The organism is Roseovarius ramblicola (genome assembly GCF_042430665.1).
Classification (GTDB): Bacteria; Pseudomonadota; Alphaproteobacteria; order Rhodobacterales; family Rhodobacteraceae; genus Roseovarius; species Roseovarius ramblicola.
The window spans coordinates 230,591-246,751 of the sequence record NZ_JBHMEC010000026.1 but is presented as its reverse complement, the minus strand read 5'-3'; the positions used below and the strand labels follow the sequence as shown (position 1 = coordinate 246,751).

13 protein-coding genes are annotated in these 16,161 nt (G+C 64.9%); 11 read left to right on the top strand and 2 right to left on the bottom strand.

Annotated elements, in window-relative coordinates; all coding sequences use genetic code 11:
* Positions 1-71 precede the first annotated feature (71 nt).
* Genes ACFFU4_RS16015 through ACFFU4_RS16005 form a run of 3 tightly spaced genes read left to right on the top strand, consistent with a single transcriptional unit; the run spans position 72 to position 3,561 of the window.
* Entirely contained in the window at positions 72-1,031 is a 960-nt protein-coding gene (locus ACFFU4_RS16015; protein WP_377070833.1) for an ABC transporter permease, read from the top strand.
* A complete protein-coding gene (locus tag ACFFU4_RS16010) occupies positions 1,031-1,897 on the top strand; it encodes an ABC transporter permease (protein WP_377070832.1) in 867 nt (288 codons plus the stop codon). The genes ACFFU4_RS16015 and ACFFU4_RS16010 overlap by 1 nt, the downstream gene beginning before the upstream one ends.
* Positions 1,897-3,561 (top strand): ABC transporter ATP-binding protein, encoded by a 1,665-nt coding sequence (locus tag ACFFU4_RS16005; RefSeq protein WP_377070873.1) that lies wholly within the window; start codon positions 1,897-1,899, stop codon positions 3,559-3,561. The genes ACFFU4_RS16010 and ACFFU4_RS16005 overlap by 1 nt, the downstream gene beginning before the upstream one ends.
* Positions 3,562-3,580: 19 nt before the next feature.
* Here the strand turns inward: ACFFU4_RS16005 and ACFFU4_RS16000 are convergent, their stop codons facing one another.
* Positions 3,581-4,075 (bottom strand): Lrp/AsnC family transcriptional regulator, encoded by a 495-nt coding sequence (locus ACFFU4_RS16000; protein WP_377070831.1) that lies wholly within the window; start codon positions 4,073-4,075, stop codon positions 3,581-3,583.
* 158 nt (positions 4,076-4,233) lie between these two features.
* Here ACFFU4_RS16000 and ACFFU4_RS15995 point away from each other — a divergent pair, with 158 nt between their 5' ends.
* A complete protein-coding gene (locus tag ACFFU4_RS15995) occupies positions 4,234-5,559 on the top strand; it encodes an NAD(P)/FAD-dependent oxidoreductase (RefSeq protein ID WP_377070830.1) in 1,326 nt (441 codons plus the stop codon).
* A 2-nt stretch (positions 5,560-5,561) separates the two neighbouring features.
* On the opposite strand, the gene ACFFU4_RS15990 is transcribed toward ACFFU4_RS15995, so the two are convergent.
* On the bottom strand, positions 5,562-6,668 hold the full coding sequence (locus ACFFU4_RS15990) for an NAD(P)/FAD-dependent oxidoreductase (protein WP_377070829.1): 1,107 nt from the start codon (positions 6,666-6,668) through the stop codon (positions 5,562-5,564).
* Positions 6,669-6,780: 112 nt separating this feature from the next.
* Between ACFFU4_RS15990 and ACFFU4_RS15985 the strand changes: the two genes are divergently transcribed.
* From ACFFU4_RS15985 to ACFFU4_RS15955, 7 genes are all read left to right on the top strand, one after another.
* Complete coding sequence (locus tag ACFFU4_RS15985; protein ID WP_377070828.1) at positions 6,781-7,665, top strand: LysR family transcriptional regulator; 885 nt, start codon at positions 6,781-6,783, stop codon at positions 7,663-7,665.
* Between the two features lie 93 nt (positions 7,666-7,758).
* Positions 7,759-9,810 carry a hydantoinase/oxoprolinase family protein gene (locus ACFFU4_RS15980; protein ID WP_377070827.1) on the top strand — a complete coding sequence of 684 codons (2,052 nt, stop codon included), beginning with the start codon at positions 7,759-7,761 and terminating at the stop codon, positions 9,808-9,810.
* Positions 9,811-9,814: 4 nt separating this feature from the next.
* Positions 9,815-11,800 (top strand): hydantoinase B/oxoprolinase family protein, encoded by a 1,986-nt coding sequence (locus ACFFU4_RS15975; protein WP_377070825.1) that lies wholly within the window; start codon positions 9,815-9,817, stop codon positions 11,798-11,800.
* Positions 11,797-12,123 (top strand): (2Fe-2S)-binding protein, encoded by a 327-nt coding sequence (locus ACFFU4_RS15970; RefSeq protein ID WP_377070824.1) that lies wholly within the window; start codon positions 11,797-11,799, stop codon positions 12,121-12,123. Before ACFFU4_RS15975 ends, ACFFU4_RS15970 begins: the two co-directional genes overlap by 4 nt.
* Entirely contained in the window at positions 12,120-13,493 is a 1,374-nt protein-coding gene (locus ACFFU4_RS15965; RefSeq protein ID WP_377070823.1) for an FAD/NAD(P)-dependent oxidoreductase, read from the top strand. The genes ACFFU4_RS15970 and ACFFU4_RS15965 overlap by 4 nt, the downstream gene beginning before the upstream one ends.
* 122 nt (positions 13,494-13,615) lie before the next feature.
* Positions 13,616-15,079: an aldehyde dehydrogenase family protein gene (locus tag ACFFU4_RS15960; RefSeq protein WP_377070822.1), complete on the top strand. Its 1,464-nt coding sequence runs from the start codon at positions 13,616-13,618 to the stop codon at positions 15,077-15,079.
* Positions 15,080-15,102: 23 nt separating this feature from the next.
* Positions 15,103-16,149: a tartrate dehydrogenase gene (locus ACFFU4_RS15955; protein WP_377070821.1), complete on the top strand. Its 1,047-nt coding sequence runs from the start codon at positions 15,103-15,105 to the stop codon at positions 16,147-16,149.
* Positions 16,150-16,161: the final 12 nt, after the last annotated feature.

Genomic DNA, 16,161 nt, shown 5'->3' with positions numbered 1-16,161 from the left:
CCCACTGCCAACGAGCGCCCGCGCATGGCAACATGCGCGGGCCATTTCCATTCCTGAAAAGGGGGTGCCCCATGCTCTGGTCAACCACGACATGGCGTCTCGTCGGGCAACGTCTCGGGATCGCATTCATTACCCTCATCATCGTCTCCTTCGCGGTGTTCTTTGCGACGGAGATGCTGCCCGGCGATGTCGCCCAAATCCTGCTTGGACAGGCAGCGACACCCGAAGCCGTTGCCGGACTACGCGAGGCGATGGGGCTTAACGAGCCGGCCTTTCAGCGCTTTCTTGGCTGGCTGGTGGGGCTCGCCACGGGCGATATGGGGCGCTCTTACGTCAACGACATCGAAGTGGTCGATCTTCTGGGGGGGCGATTGCAGAATTCGCTGCGCCTTGCCGGGATCGTGACCGTCATCTGCGTGCCGGTGGCACTCACCCTTGGCATCATCGCGGCAATGTTTCGCGGCTCCTGGCTTGACCGGGCGGTGTCGGTGGCCACGATTTCGGTGATCTCGGTGCCGGAATTCATGGTGGCCACCCTGTCCGTTCTGGTGTTTGCCGTCTGGCTGGGGTGGTTGCCGGCACTCAGTTACGGCGTCAATGTCGACAGCATCGGCGCGATGCTGAGGGCCTATGCCATGCCGGTCATCACGCTGAGCTTTGTCGTCTCGGCCCAGATGATCCGCATGACCCGGGCGGCCGTGATCGAAACCATCGAAACCCCGTATGTCGAGATGGCCTTGCTCAAAGGCGCCTCAAAGCCGCGTATGGTCCTGGTTCACGCGCTTCCCAACGCGCTTGGCCCCATTGCCAACGCGGTGGCGTTGTCGCTGTCCTATCTCGTCGGCGGGGTGATCATCGTCGAGACCGTGTTCAACTATCCGGGCGTGGCCAAGCTCATGGTGGACGCCGTCGCCACCCGTGACCTGCCGCTGATCCAGTCCTGCGCGATGGTCTTTTGCGTCAGCTACCTGACGCTGATCACACTGGCGGACATGATTGCAATCCTCTCGAACCCAAGGCTGCGTCAGTGATGAACATCCCCACAACCACCCCCCGCAAGTTTCGCCTGCCAACGCCACGCAACATGGGCTATTCCTTTGGCTGGACGGGGCGGATCGGCATCGCGATCATCGTTTTCTGGGCCATCGTCGCGCTGGTCGGAAACTGGCTCACGCCTTACCCGGTGGGCAAGATCGTCGACTGGGACTATTTCGGCGGAGTAAGTGCCAAACACTGGATGGGTACCGATTACCTGGGGCGTGACATCTTCTCGCGGGTTCTGATGGGCGCACGCTATACGGTGGGAATCGCACTGGCGGCGGTGACGCTGGCCTGCACCCTTGGTGTCATCCTCGGGATGATCGCGGCGGTGATCGGCGGCTGGTTCGACACGCTGCTGTCGCGGCTTCTGGATGCGTTCAACGGTATCCCCTCGTTGCTCTTCGGTCTCGTGGTGGTGGCCGCTGTCGGCTCATCCATTCCGGTTCTGGTGTTGACGCTGGCGGCAATCTACATGCCGGGGTCCTACCGGTTTGCCCGCGCGCTGGCCGTGAACATCAACACGATGGATTTCGTGACCGTTGCCCGCGCCCGTGGCGAGGGCACGCCCTACATGATCACGTTCGAGATATTCCCCAACATCCTCGGCCCGGTGCTTGCCGATTTCGGGTTGCGTTTCGTCTTCATCGTTCTCGTGTTGTCGGGCCTCTCGTTCCTCGGCCTGGGGGTTCAGCCTCCGCACGCCGATTGGGGTGCTCTGGTGCGTGAAAATATCGAAGGGCTGAGCCTTGGCGCACCAGCGGTGATCTTTCCGTGCATCGCCATCGCGTCGCTGACCATCTCGGTCAACATGTTCATCGACAACCTACCCACCAAGATCAGAGACAGGGCCGACTGATGACAGATACCCCTCTCGTTTCCGTCCGCGACCTGCGGATTGGTGCCGTCACCGACTCGGGCCGCAATGTCGAGATCATTCGTGGCGTGGACTTCGACATCGCGCCCGGAGAAATCCTGGCCCTGATCGGTGAATCCGGGTCGGGCAAGACGACGATCGCGCTCTCGCTCATGGGTCACACCCGCCGCGGCTGTGCCATCGAGGGCGGCACGATTCGCATCGGGGAGCACGATGTCACGGGCATGACCGAAAGCCAGCGCGCCAAGCTGCGCGGCACCGAGGTTTCCTATGTTCCGCAATCGGCGGCGGCCGCGTTCAATCCGAGCAAACGGATCATGGACCAGGTGGTGGAGACAACCCGCATCCATGACCTGATGCCGCGCGCCAAGGCCGAGGAACATGCCCGCGGTCTCTTTCGCGCGCTTGCGCTGCCCAATCCCGACACCATCGGCGAGCGTTACCCGCACCAGGTATCGGGCGGACAGCTTCAGCGGCTGTCGGCGGCGATGGCCCTGATCGGCGATCCGGAACTGGTGATCTTCGACGAACCGACCACCGCGCTGGACGTGACGACACAGATCGAGGTGCTGCGCGCCTTTCGCCGGGTGATGGCGGAGGGCAGCATGGCCGGTGTCTATGTCAGCCATGACCTCGCCGTTGTCGCCCAGATCGCGGATCGCATCGTGGTGCTCAAGAATGGCGAAATCCAGGAACAGGGCACGACTGAACAGATTCTCAACGCGCCCGAACACCCCTATACCAAGGAGCTTCTGGCCGCTTTCGATCCGGTGCCGCATGTCGCCGTGAAGGACGTCGAAGCGGAAACCGAGACGCCGATACTCGAAGTCCGGAACCTCTATGCCGGATATGGCCCCATCAAGGATGGCGAACCGTTGGCCAAGGTGATGAGCGACGTGAATTTCAAGCTTTATCGCGGGCGCAACCTGGGTGTGATCGGTGAGTCGGGTTCCGGCAAGTCAACGCTGGCGCGGGCCGTTGCGGGCATCTTGCCGGCCTATCGGGGCGACGTGCTGCTTGACGGGCACACGCTCGCGCCATCCCTGAATCAGCGCAGCAAGCAGGAACTGCGCCGCGCGCAGATCGTCTTTCAGTTGGCCGACACGGCACTGAACCCGGCGCATTCCGTGGGCAGCATAGTTGCCCGCCCCCTGCGGTTCTACAAGGGTCTGCGCGGCGGCGCCGCCGACAAGCGGGTGATCGAATTGCTGGATATGGTCCACCTGCCGCCGGCCTTGCGGCACCGGCTCCCATCCGAGCTGTCGGGCGGCCAGAAGCAACGCGTGAACCTTGCCCGCGCCCTGGCCGCCGAGCCCGAACTGATCCTCTGCGATGAGATCACCTCGGCCCTGGATACCGTGGTGGCGGCCGCGATTCTCGAACTGCTCAAGGAACTGCAGGGTGAACTGGGGCTCAGCTACATGTTCATCAGCCATGACCTTTCCACCGTCGAGGCGGTCTGCGACGACGTGCTCGTCATGTACAAGGGTGAGGTGGTCGAGGCCTTGCCGGCTGCACGGATGTCCCAGGATGCGACCCACGCCTATTCCCGGCTGCTGATATCTTCGGTGCCGCAGCTCGATACCGGTTGGCTCGCCGGTCTGGAACAGGATCCAGAGCTACTGGCCGCGTTTTCGGACCGCTGAGGCGCTGGGCCCCTGGCCTCTACTCGGAGTCCGTGAAAAGCCGGGTCAACGGCAGTTGCCGCTTGATGAACGGGGTCTTCATCACCACGAAGCTGAAATAGCGATCTATTCCCGTGTTGCGGTCGATCAGCTCTTCGATGATTTCCTGATAGTCGCTGATCCCAGCGGTGACGAACTTGGCCAGATAGTCGTATCCGCCCGAAATAAGGTGACATTCAACGCAATTATCGATCTTTTCCAGTGCTTCCTGGAACCGGGCAAAATCTATCTGCCGGTGGTTCTTCAGCGTGAACTCGGTGAACACGGTCAGCGTCTCCCCCAGCTTTGCTACGTTGATCAGCGCCGAGTATCCGGTGATGTAGCCCGATTTCTGCAATTTCTTGACACGGGTCAGACAAGGCGAGGGCGACAGGTGGACGAGATCGGCCAACTCGACATTGGTGATACGGCCGTTGCGCTGCAATTCGGCCAGTATACGGATGTCGATTCGGTCAAGCTTCTGCAAGTTGTTCATCGGTCCAGTCCTTGCATGTAGCGGCGCAACACGCGAGCCCGGCGATGTTTGGCATACCAGGCATCGATAATACGAAGCGATCTGCTGACCATCTGCGCAAATGCGGCATAAACAACTGAAATCCTACAGCTAGGCTCCCAGAAACACATAGGAAAATCATGCCTGAACCTCTGCTTGAGATCGAGACCCACTCCGCGCTTCCCGACAAGGCCGACTGCGTGGTCATTGGCGGTGGAATTGTCGGCGTCAGTACCGCGTACTGGCTCGCCCGCGCAGGGCAGAACGTCGTTCTGCTCGAGAAAGGCCGCATAGGTGCGGAGCAATCGAGCCGCAACTGGGGTTGGTGCCGCCAGCAAAATCGTGATGCCCGGGAATTGCCGCTGTCCACCCGCAGCCTCGCGCTCTGGGAAGAGATGAGCGCCGATATCGGTGCCGATCTCGGGTTTCGGCGCTGCGGGTTGCTCTACCTCTCCAACGACTCCGACGAGATCGAAGGTTGGGCCAGATGGGGTCGATTTGCCCGCGGTGAAGGTGTCGATACCCGGATGCTGACCCCGGACGAAGCCACCGAACGCGGTACCGCCACCGGTCAGCGCTGGCAGGGGGGTGTCTGGTCGCCAAGCGACGGCGTCGCCGATCCATCGCGCGCGGCACCGCTGATCGCGCAGGGGATCATGGCGCATGGCGGTACGGTACTGCAGGGTTGCGCGGCGCGCGGACTGGAAGCCGAGGCCGGTGCCGTTTCGGGCGTCATTACCGAGCGCGGCACGATCCGGACGCGCGTGGTGGTGATGGCAGGTGGTGCCTGGGCCAGCAGCTTTCTGCATCGTCACGGCGTCGCGTTCCCGCAGGCGGCGGTGCGCAGCTCGATACTGTCCGTGGCACCGGGGGCCGAAGGATTGCCCCACGCGCTCCACACCGCCGACGTATCGGTCACGCGCCGCGGCGACGGCGCGCATACGCTGGCCGTGTCGGGACTGGCCAATCTCGATCCCACGCCAGGGGCGGTCGTCGGGGCACGCCATTTCCTGCCGATGTTCGCCAAGCGTTGGCGCGCACTGCGCCCGGGCGGGGCGCAGGCCTGGTGCGCAGGGTTTGAGACGCGCAAGAAATGGGCGTTCGATCGCGAAACACCGATGGAGCGCAGCCGCATCCTCGACCCCCGCCCCAGCAAGGCGCTGATTGAGCTGACGCTCAAGCGTGCGCGTACCCTGTTGCCCGCGCTGAAGACTATTCCGGTCCAGGCGCAGTGGGCAGGATATATCGACAGCACCCCGGATGGTGTGCCGGTGATCGACGCCGATATCGGGACGCCCGGCCTCGTGCTCGCGGCCGGGCTTTCGGGGCATGGGTTCGGCATCGGGCCAGGTGTGGGGCACCTGGTGGCCGACATGGTGCTCGGACGCACCCCGATCTGTGAAACCGCCCAGTACAGCCTTGGCAGGTTCGGCAAGGGCCAGTGGGGCAAGGTGGCAGAGTTCTGATCTCATGCCGCGAAACGGGTGATGGAAAAATCCGCCAACGGCGTCGCACACCCACCGGTGGCGATCAATTCGGCCATGGCGTCGCCGACTCCGGGGCCCAGTTGGAAACCGTGCCCACAGAAACCGAAGGCGTGAAACAGTCCCGGCGTGGTGCCAGAGGCCCCCATCACTGGCAGGTTGTCGGCCACGTAGCCCTCGCATCCGGACCACTGGCGGATCACCGCAACCTCACCCAGTGCCGGAACCAACTTCAGAACCGATGCCACCTGAGTGGGCAGAGAGAACGGATCGGCATGGGCAAAACCTGGGTCAGGTGCCACCGGAACGCGCGGGACAGCGCCGCCAAACACCACGTTGCCGCGTTCGACCTGCCGCAGATAGGCCCCATGCGCCCGGCTCCAGACGCCGACCACAGGTGCGATGCGGTGGGGCACCGGTTCTGTCACGGCCATTTGCGGCCCCCATGTACCGAGCGGGACCTCTTCGCCAAAGCGCGCGGCCACCTCCCGGCCCCACGCGCCCGCACAATTCAACAGGGTGGCGGCTCGATGCACACCCTTTGCCGTTTTCACCTCAAAGTCGGCCTCGCTCTGTCGCATGTCCAGAACCGGGGCCTCATCGACGATGCAGGCCCCGGCGCGCGCCGCCGCGTCGGCAAAGGCCGGGGCCACCAACCGAGGATTCGCCGATCCGTCCCTTGGCGAGAAGGAGGCGGCAATGGCGTCCGGTCCAAGCCCTGGAAAGCGGCGGCGGAGGTCGTCGGGCCCGAGTTCTTCAAGCGTGAGATCGTTGCCCCGCGCGGCGCGCGCATAGCGGCGCATGTCGTCCAACCCGTCGGTGTCGAAAATGAGCCGCAGATGCCCGGTCGCGCGAAACTCCACGTCGCGCCCCAACAGCGTCTGCGCCTCGTTCCAGATCGCGAGAGACCGGGCAGCCAGAGGCAATTGCGCCAAATGCCGTCCACTGCGCCGGATGTTGCCAAAAGAAGCCACGGTCGCCCCCGCGCCGATCCGGCGACGCTCGATTAATGTCACCCGGACACCGCGGCGTGCGAGGAAAAAGGCCGAGGCCGTCCCCATCAGACCGCCGCCCAGAACGATCGCATCCATGCCGTCATGCCCCTTTTGACAAAGGAATTTCAATCATCAGACCTTGCTAACCCGGTTGTGTCAAAGTCGGTAAACATGGCACCCTATAAGCCTGACCTATAGGAGAAACGCGATGCGCGCGCGCCAACTCGAAGTCTTTACCGCTGTCATGCGGGCCGGGACCGTGACCGGGGCAGCGCGGCTTCTCAATATATCACAACCCGCGCTCAGCCAGATTCTCATTCATACGGAGGCGCAACTTGGCTTTGCCCTCTTTGATCGCGAAAAGGGCAGGTTGCGCCCCACGCCCGAGGCTTTTGAGCTCTATCCGGAGGCCGAGCGCCTGTTTGCGGGTCTGGAAGGGCTGCGCCGCAAGACATCGGATCTGCGGCTTGGCCGGGCCGGGCTGGTGCGGATCGCGGCCTCGCCACCGCCTGGCATGTCCCTGCTGCCCCGCGCGCTCAAGGCGTTTCGATCGGAGCATCCGAATGTCGTTTTGCGCACGCATGTCGCCCCTCTGGCCGCGATGGTGGACCTTCTGCGCACTGGCGATGCTTCCATGGCCCTGGCGCTCGATGATGACCTACCTCCCGACATCGCGGTCGAAAACATAGGTACCACGAGCTTTTGCTGCCTGTTGCCAGAGGGGCACGGGCTGACAGGCGCGCAAGAGGTGGGGTTCTCCGACCTGGAGGACGAGACGATCATATCCTATCGCAGCCAGACCCGACCGCATGACGAACTGGACATGGCCCTGCGCCGACGCGGCGGCAGCTTTGCGCCACAGATCGAGATCGACAGCTCAATCTCGGCGGCCGGGTTCGTTCGCGCCGGGCTGGGCGTCGCACTGGTCGATGCGCTTTTGCCCTGGGCGCAGTTTCCCGGCATCGTGGCGCTTCCGCTGCGCGACGCGCCCGGTTTGCCGGTGTCTCTCCTGACCGCGCGTGACAAGTCGCTGTCGCGCGCCGAAGAGGCCATGCGCAAGCTGCTACATGCCACCCCGCTCGTCGAAACATAAGCGCCACTTATACACCGCCGTGCTATCCGTCTTGGACGCGGCACGTCCGATCTGGTCGAGTTCCGGCAAACGACCGGAAAGGATCGGCGAGAGATGGATGGCAACACCGCCCCTGCGGATTGGAAGATCGGTGTCGATATCGGCGGCACCTTCATGGATTTTTGCGCACTGGACACCCGTAGTGGCCGGATTGCGTCGCTCAAGGTGCTGACCACCCCCGACGATCCGGGTGTCGAATTGCTGACGGGGCTCGATTTGCTGGACGAGCGTGAAGGGCTCGATCCGGGCGCTGTGACCCGGTTCGTGCATGGCACCACGGTGGGCATCAACACGATCCTTCAACGCAAGGGCGCGCGCTTGGCGCTCATCACCAATCAGGGCTTTGAGGACGTGATCGAGCTGGCGCGCCTGGGAATGCCGGAGATGTATTCGCTGTTCTGCCACCGGGCAGAGCCCTTGATCCCGCGTGACCGGGTCTTTGGTATCCCCGTGCGGCTGCACGCGGACGGCAGCGAGCCGATGGCCCCGACACCCGAAATTGTCCATGACGCGGTGCGGCAGGCGCAAGAGGCCGGTGCCGATGGCATTGTCGTCTCGTTTCTGCACAGTTGGCGCAACGGCGCGCAGGAAGCCACGGTAAAGGCGATGATCGAGGCCGAGGCCCCCGATCTTTTCGTCTTCACCTCCTCCGAGGTGTGGCCGGTGATCCGCGAATACGAGCGCAGTTCGACCGCGATTCTGAATGGTTATGTCCACCCCCGCGTGGCCGGCTACCTGTCCGCGCTGGAGGATCGTCTGGCCGCCCGGGGCGTGCCGGCGCGCGCCTTGCTGACCAAATCGAATGGCGGTTTGATGAGCGCGCATCAGGGTCGTCGGGACTGTGTGTCGATGCTGCTTTCGGGCACGGCGTCGGGCGTGATGGGGGCGGCCTGGCTGGCACGGCAAGCCGGAGAGTCGCATGTTCTGACCCTCGATATCGGCGGAACCTCGGCCGATTTTGCGCTCATCGTCGATGGCGAGGTGCAATTCGGGACCGATGAGCGGATCGGCGACTTTCCCCTGCATATCCCCTCGGTTTCGGTCAGTTCCATCGCGATCGGCGGCGGCTCGATCGCCAGCGTCGACAGCCACGGCGTGCTGCGCGTCGGGCCTGACTCGGCAGGCTCCAGCCCCGGACCGGCCTGCTACGGGCGCGGCGGCACGGCCCCCACGGTGACCGATGCGATGGCCGTCTGCGGCTGGCTGGGACAGGCTGAAATGGCCTATGGTCAACTCAGCATCGACCGCGATCTCGCCCGCGACGCGGTGGCCCGGATTGCCGGGCCGATGGGCCGCAGCGTAGAGGAAACGGCGCAGGCCATTCTCGACATCGCCGTGTCCGAACTGTTCGTGGAGGTGGAAAAACTGGGGTCGCGCGCGGGCGTCGATCTGCGCGACTATACGCTCATGCCGTTCGGCGGCGGCGGACCGATGCTCGGGGCATTCCTCGCGCGCGAACTTGGCATGACGCGCGTTCTGGCCCCCCGCACGCCCGGCGTCGTTTCGGCGCTCGGCGGACTCGTGGCGGATATGCGGGGCGATTTCCTGCGAACGGTGTTCACCGATCTCGATGCCACGGCCCCCCGCCAACTGTGCGCCGCATTCGCAGAGTTGCAGAACGAGGGAGATGCCTGGCTCAAGGCGCAGGGCCATGCTGGCGAGGCACAGGTCCGGCTCTCGGCCGACATGCGCTATGCCGGTCAGAGTTATGAGATCGAGACCGCGCTCGAGCCGGATTGGCTCTCCGATCCCGCCCGGCTGGCGACGGCATTCCACGAGACGCACCGCCGGATATACGATTTCGACGACCCGGCGGGCGCAATTGAAATCGTGAACCTGCGGCTTTCGGCGATCGGCGTCACGCCCAAGCCGGACTTTGCCGAGGCGATCACAACGACCGCTCACGCCACACCCGCCCGGCAAGTGCAGGTGCATCTGAACGGTGCGCGCCACATCCCGCTCTTCGAGCGTGCCGATCTCGTGGCCGGCGCCACCTTCGACGGCCCCGCCGTGGTCTGTCAGGAGGACACCACGCTTGCCATCCCGGAGGGCGCGCGCGCCCACGTTGACAGGCGTCTCAATATCCACCTCGAATTCGCGGAGTGAGCCCATGTCTGACAAGATGACCCTTCAGGTGCTGGCCAACCATGCCCGTGCCGCCGCCGAAAACATGGCGCACACGCTGCATCGCACGGCGCATTCCGCCTTCGTCAAGGAGACACAGGATTTCACGGTGATGCTGATGGACCGCCACGGCGACACCTTTGCCGTGCCGATGGACCTGGGGGCCACATGGTATCCGGGCCTGAGCTACCGGCGGGCCATCGACATGGTCGGGGATTATCGCCCCGGCGACGTGGCATTTACCAACGATCCCTATTCCGGCCATGTCGCCACGCATGCCCCGGATACGCATCTGTGGAAACCGGTCTTTCATGATGGTGAGATCGTGGCATGGACCGGTGGGCATATCCACAATACCGATATGGGCGGCGCGGTGCCTGCGTCCCTGTCGCGCTCGCTGACCGAAATTCATCAGGAAGGGGTGCGGTTTCCGCCGATGAAGCTGGTCAACGAGGGGGTCTTTGATACGCAGATCCTGCGTATCATGGAAACCAATGTCCGCAAGCCCGGCCTGAACATCGGCGACATCAAGGCGCTGGTCGGCGCGCTCAATACCGGCGAACGCAAGGTCCACGCGATGCTGGCACGATTTGGCCGCCACGGCTTTCTTTCCGGGGTCGCGGCGCTCAAGGATCAGGCCGAGGCGCAGGCCCGCGAGATCCTGCGCGGCATTCCCGATGGCGACTATGTGTTTGCCGATTACGCCGACGAGGACAGCGATTTTGCAAATCCCTGCCGGCTGCACCTGACCCTGCGTATCCGGGGCGACAGTGCCGAGCTGGATTTCACCGGGTCCGACCCGCAGCTTGGCTCGTCTCTCAACGTCCCTTCGGGGGGCGATCCGCGCCATACCATGCTGTTGGTCGGGGTTTACTATGTCCTCTACACGGTCAATCCACGGCTCTTGCTGAATACCGGGCTGACGCGGCCCTTTACCTGCATTGCGCCCGAGGGCACCGTGCTCAACCCGGTTGCGCCGGCGGCGGTGGGGATGCGGTCGTTGACCTGCGCGCGGCTGCGATCGGTGATTTTCGGCGCGTTCAGTCAGGCCATCCCCGAGCGGATGCCCGCCGCGCCAGCGGGAAACAACTGCATCGTGAACGTCATGACCCACGACGAGCGCAGCGGGCAAAAGGTCATCGCGGCGGTCAATCCGGTGGTCGGCGGCGGTGGCGGGATGCCGCACCGCGATGGCACCAACGGCTCGGGCGCGGATGCTGCCTATCTCAAGAACACGCCGATCGAGATCACCGAAACCGAGGTGCCGGTGGAGTTCGTCAAGTACGGTCTCGCACCCGACACAGGTGGGGCAGGACGCTGGCGCGGCGGCTTGGCAACGGAAATGGCCTTTCGCGTTTTCGCCCCTGACACGCGCATCACTGCGCGTAACCGCGACCGCTCGCGGTTTCGCCCCTGGGGGGTCCTGGGGGGGCGCGCAGCCGGGCTGGCGGAAATGGTGATCAATCCCGGCACACCGGAGGTGCGGCGCATGGGCAGTGCCGACACGGCCATTTTGCAGCCGGGTGACGTGCTGTCCATCCGTTCGGCAGGCGGGGGCGGACGCGGCGATCCGATGCGCCGCGAGCCATGGCGTGTGGCGCAGGACGTGGCGCGCGGTCACGTTTCGGAAGGGGCCGCGCGCCGTGACTACGGCGTCGTCATGCAAGGCGGCGCGGTCGATGAGACCGCGACCGCTGCGTTGCGCGGCGAGGCGCGCGGGCATGACGGGCATTTCCATTTCGGGCCCGAGCGCGACGCTTTCGAGGCGCAATGGACCGATGCGGCCTATGCCCGTTTGACCGATATCCTGATGGCCCTGCCTGTGCATTGGCGGTTTTTCGTCAAGACAGAGGTTTTTCGCCGGATGGAGGCGCGCAGGGGCGCAGAGGGCGTGAATGCCGCCTACGCCGACACCCGCAAGCGGTTCCCCGATATCCCGCACGTCCGCGCCCATGCCGAGGCCGCGGAATGAGTGATTCCGCCCCAAGTGCGGGCCGCATAAGGCGGCTGGCCGAGACGGAGCGCGCGGCGCTGCCCTTCTGCTTCGATGGCACGGCATATTCAGGGCTGGACGGCGACACGGTGCTGACCGCTGTACTGGCTGCGTTACCCGATCTGCGCGCAGCGGAATTCGGACCCGGGCGGCGGGCGGGGTTTTGCCTGATGGGGGCCTGCCAGGATTGCTGGCTGTGGCAGGCGGACGGTCCGCGCCTGCGGGCCTGCTCGACCCCGTTGCGCGCGGGGATGCGCCTGCGTTCCGCCCCATCGGACGACTGGCCCGGAACTGCGCCATGACCCGCGTTGTTGTCGTGGGCGCGGGTCCTGCGGGTATCCGCGCTACTGAGACGCTCGTTGCTGCCGGGCTGTGCCCGACCGTCGTTGACGAAGGATCGCGGGCGGGGGGGCAGATTTATCGGCGCCCGCCCGCGGGGTTCACCCGGTCGCCGGGCACGCTCTATGGTCCGGAGGCTGGCAAGGCCCGGCAATTGCACGACGTCTTTGACGGGTTCGTGCGGGACCGCAAGATCGCGTATCACCCGGAATGCAGCGTTCTGGGCCTGCATGACGGGGCCGCGCAGGTGCTGGGACCTGCCGGTGTGAAGTCGCTGCCTTATGACAGGTTGATCATCGCGACCGGGGCAACGGACCGGCTCGCCCCCGTGCCGGGGTGGCAGATGGCGGGGGTCTACAGTCTTGGCGCCACACAGATCGCGCTCAAGGCGCAAGGGGTGGCACTCGGCCGGCGCATCGTTCTGGCAGGTTCGGGCCCCCTACTGACGCTGGTTGCCGCGCAACTGATCGACGCAGGTGCCGGGGTGGCGGCGGTTCTGGATACCGCACCGTGGCGCGCACAGGTCAGGGGTGGTGCGAGGATGGTGCTGGCCCGTCCCTTGTTTACGCTGCGCGGGCTGCGCCTGCGCGCGCGCCTCGGTGCCCTCTACAAGGCTGGTGTCACGCTTGCCTCCATCGAGGGTGACGGGGCCGGTCCCCAAGCAATCAACTGGCGCGATGCCCGCGGTCGTGCGCGGCGCACGGCTTGCGATACGGTGGCGCTCGGCTGGCATTTGCGGGCCGAGACGGCTCTCGCCGACCTCGCGGGGGCCTCGTTCGAATGGTCGGATACCTGGGAACAATGGCTTCCCCGAGCGGACGCTGAGGGCCGTGCCGCGGACGGGCTGTATCTCGCGGGTGACGGGATGTCCCTGCTCGGTGCCGACGGTGCGGAAATCAGCGGGCGCTTGGCGGCGCGCGCCTGCCTTGCCGATTTGGGATACCAGATGGACATGGGCGCCTACGTGCGTGACTTGCGGGGCGCGCGTCGCTTGCGCCGCTTTGCCAAAGGTGTCGCCGATGCCTTCCCATGGCCTGCGGACATGGTCCGTGCTCTGCCGAACGATGCAATCCTGTGCCGCTGCGAGGGCGTCACGGCCGGCGAACTGCGCGCGACCTTGCCTCTCTCCGGGCCTGAGGCGAACCGCGCCAAATCGCTTAGCCGCGTTGGTATGGGGCGCTGTCAGGGGCGCTATTGCCAGCTTGCCGGGGTGGAGGTGATGGCGGCGGCTACGGGGGTGCGCGCGGCACAGATGGGCCGGCTGCGGGCGCAGCCACCCGTGCGCCCGGTACCGCTCGCCGCGTTCGTGACACGCAGCGATAGCCAGGACTGAGCCGCACCATCTTCTGCGCCCGTAGCCGGGACTTGCGGCGAAAAATGCTGCCAACCGGGTGCTTTCGGCAAATGCTGTCAGTCTAACCGCGCAAGGCTAAGGGCGACAGACACGAGGTTCTCATGACATTCGCCTTCGATCCTTTGGGGTTGACCCTGCCGCCTGGTCATCACATCGGCGGTCAATATGTTTCCGCAGCCGAGGACATTGCCGTCTCTGCGCCGTCCAACGGTGCATCACTGGGGTCGATCCCGCGGGCCGATGCGGCGATGGTTGACCGCGCGGTGGAGGCGGCTCGCACCGCCTTGCGGACCTCCGGCTGGGGAATCGTGGCCCCGCGAGACAGGCTGCGTGCACTGCACCGCTGGGCCGATCTGATCGAGCAGGAGGCCGAAACGCTGGCGCGCCTGGAGGCTGTCTGTTCCTCGCGCCCGGTCGCCGAGGTGATCGCGGGAGATATCCCGGTCACCGCCGAACAAATCCGGTTCTTTGCGGAATTCGCGGACAAGGAATGCGATACGCTTGCGCCGACGGCAGAGGGGCATCTGGGCATGATCACCTCCGAGCCCTATGGCGTGGTGGGGGCAATTACGCCGTGGAACTTCCCTATTTCCATGGCCGGGTGGAAGCTGGGCCCCGCTCTTGCCGCAGGCAACGCGGTCGTTCTGAAGCCGTCGGAGATGACACCGTGGTCCGCGCTTTTCATGGCCGAACTCTCGGTGCGCGCGGGCCTTCCGGCAGGGCTGATCAATGTCGTTCTGGGGGACGGTCCGGGAACCGGCGCGGCGATCACCGGCCATCCCGGTATCGACAAGGTGTCCTTTACCGGATCGACCCGCGCCGGTGCCGCGATCATGGAGAATGTCGCCCGCTGCGGGATCAAGCCGATGACGCTGGAGCTTGGCGGCAAAAGCCCGATGGTCGTCTTCGCCGATGCCGATCTCGACCTCGTGGCGGACTGTCTGGAACGCGGCATCCTGCCGAATGCCGGGCAATTTTGCGTTGCCGGATCGCGCATGATCGTGGCCCGCGAAATTGCCGGTGATCTGGCAGAGCGTCTGACCGAACGGTTCAACCGGCATGTCCCCGCGCCGACATGGGCCGAGCATCCCGGCTTCTGCCCGATCATTTCCGAGACGCAGCTCACGCGGATCGACGGCATCGTGCACGCTGCCCGCGACCACGGGGCCGATATTCTCTGCGGCGGCACGCGCTTTGACACCGAAGGCAGCTATTACCGCCCGACGCTCCTCGGTGGTGCGGCCATGGACAACCCCGCTGTTACCGACGAGATATTCGGCCCCGTCGCCACCTTGCAGACCTTTGACAGCGAGGACGAGGCGATTGCCATGGCCGCGCACCCGACATACGGTCTCTGTGCCGGTCTGTTCACCCGTGATCTCGCCCGCGCGCTCCGCCTGTCGCGAAGGATCGAGGCCGGCACCGTGTGGATCAATCGCTACGGTCGCTCGCGCGATCACATCCTGCCCACCGGCGGCTGGAAAGCCAGCGGTCTGGGCAAGGATCTGGGCCGCGAAGCCTACACCGCCAATCGCCGCACGAAATCCGTGCTGGCAACGCTTTGAACGGCTACCTTGAGGGAATGAACATGACCAAGCACAAGATCGCCCTGATCCCGGGTGACGGGATCGGAACAGATGTGACGGACGCAACCATGAAGGTGCTGCACGCCGTGGCCGCCACTGCCGGTTTCACGCTGGAAACCACGACCTTTCCATGGTCCTGCGCGCACTATCAAGAGACCGGCGCGATGATGCCCGAGGATGGCATCGAGACGCTGCGCGCGTTCGATGCGATCTATCTGGGCGCGGTCGGTTGGCCGGATACTGTGCCCGATGCCGTGTCCTTGCACGGGCTGCTGCTGCCGATTCGCAAGGCATTCGACCAATATGCCAATATCCGCCCGCACCGTCTTTTGCCGGGGGTGGAGGGGCCGCTGAAATCCGGCGCGTTCGACATCCTGTGCATCCGCGAGAACACCGAGGGCGAGTATGCCGGCGCGGGCGGTCGCGTCCATCAGGGGCGTGACAATGAGGTGGCGGTCGAAACCTCGATCTTTACCCGCAAGGGGGTGGAGCGCATCCTGCGCTTCGGATTCGAGCAGGCCCGCGCAAGACGCGGGCATCTGACCTCTGTCACCAAGTCGAACGCGCAGAAATACTCCATGGTTTTCTGGGACGAAATGACCCGCATCCTCGCCCCCGAATATCCCGATGTAACGGTCAGCCACATGCATATCGACGCCATGGCCGCCAGGATGGTGATGGCGCCCGACACACTCGACGTCGTTGTGGCCTCGAACCTGTTCGGCGACATCCTGACCGACCTTGGCGCGGCCATTCAGGGCGGGCTGGGCTTTGCCGCCTCGGCCAATATCTGCCCGGACCGCTCCGGCCCGTCGATGTTCGAGCCGGTGCACGGCTCGGCCCCGGACATCGCGGGCCGGGGGATTGCCAATCCCGTCGCGGCGATCTGGTCGGGTGCGATGATGTTGCATCATCTGGGCGAGAGCACCGCCGCGGAAACGGTGGAGAGGGCCCTTGCCGCGACCACCGGACGGGGCATCGGCGTGCGTCCCGGCAGCCACGGAACCGACGAGATCACCGACGCTGTGATATCCGCAGTGAAAGGTTGACCGATGAAACCC

What these genes read in the sequence shown, in the direction of transcription:
- ACFFU4_RS16015 (WP_377070833.1), top strand. Translation starts at nt 72, where the DNA reads ATGCTCTGGTCAACCACGACATGGCGTCTCGTCGGGCAACGTCTCGGG.
- ACFFU4_RS16010 (WP_377070832.1), top strand. Translation starts at nt 1,031, where the DNA reads ATGAACATCCCCACAACCACCCCCCGCAAGTTTCGCCTGCCAACGCCA.
- ACFFU4_RS16005 (WP_377070873.1), top strand. Translation starts at nt 1,897, where the DNA reads ATGACAGATACCCCTCTCGTTTCCGTCCGCGACCTGCGGATTGGTGCC.
- ACFFU4_RS16000 (WP_377070831.1), bottom strand. Translation starts at nt 4,075, where the DNA reads ATGAACAACTTGCAGAAGCTTGACCGAATCGACATCCGTATACTGGCC.
- ACFFU4_RS15995 (WP_377070830.1), top strand. Translation starts at nt 4,234, where the DNA reads ATGCCTGAACCTCTGCTTGAGATCGAGACCCACTCCGCGCTTCCCGAC.
- ACFFU4_RS15990 (WP_377070829.1), bottom strand. Translation starts at nt 6,668, where the DNA reads ATGGATGCGATCGTTCTGGGCGGCGGTCTGATGGGGACGGCCTCGGCC.
- ACFFU4_RS15985 (WP_377070828.1), top strand. Translation starts at nt 6,781, where the DNA reads ATGCGCGCGCGCCAACTCGAAGTCTTTACCGCTGTCATGCGGGCCGGG.
- ACFFU4_RS15980 (WP_377070827.1), top strand. Translation starts at nt 7,759, where the DNA reads ATGGATGGCAACACCGCCCCTGCGGATTGGAAGATCGGTGTCGATATC.
- ACFFU4_RS15975 (WP_377070825.1), top strand. Translation starts at nt 9,815, where the DNA reads ATGTCTGACAAGATGACCCTTCAGGTGCTGGCCAACCATGCCCGTGCC.
- ACFFU4_RS15970 (WP_377070824.1), top strand. Translation starts at nt 11,797, where the DNA reads ATGAGTGATTCCGCCCCAAGTGCGGGCCGCATAAGGCGGCTGGCCGAG.
- ACFFU4_RS15965 (WP_377070823.1), top strand. Translation starts at nt 12,120, where the DNA reads ATGACCCGCGTTGTTGTCGTGGGCGCGGGTCCTGCGGGTATCCGCGCT.
- ACFFU4_RS15960 (WP_377070822.1), top strand. Translation starts at nt 13,616, where the DNA reads ATGACATTCGCCTTCGATCCTTTGGGGTTGACCCTGCCGCCTGGTCAT.
- ACFFU4_RS15955 (WP_377070821.1), top strand. Translation starts at nt 15,103, where the DNA reads ATGACCAAGCACAAGATCGCCCTGATCCCGGGTGACGGGATCGGAACA.